We start from the raw sequence: 238 nt of genomic DNA on the forward strand, positions 1-238 counted from the left end.
TCGAATTCCTTCCAGAGCCGCCCCCGCTGGGGTCGGAGATCGTTCCAGCCGTGGCTCACCACGAGCGGCCGAACGAGGTCGCGTCGGTCGGCCCGGACGTGGAGCATGGCCGATCCCTTTGGGCCGCAGAGCCACTTGTGGCCGTTGCCGGTCCAGTACGCGGCGCCGAGGGCCTCGACGTCCACGGGGACCTGGCCCGCGGCGTGGACACGCTCGTCGACGCCGCCCACGCGCCGGG

1 pseudogene is annotated in these 238 nt (G+C 73.1%); it reads right to left on the minus strand.

The annotated features are described in order from the left end of the window. Positions 1-238 (minus strand): annotated as a pseudogene (locus Q5762_RS39585) (hypothetical protein); the annotation flags it as partial.

The organism is Streptomyces sp. P9(2023), assembly GCF_032436795.1.
Classification (GTDB): domain Bacteria; phylum Actinomycetota; class Actinomycetes; order Streptomycetales; family Streptomycetaceae; genus Streptomyces.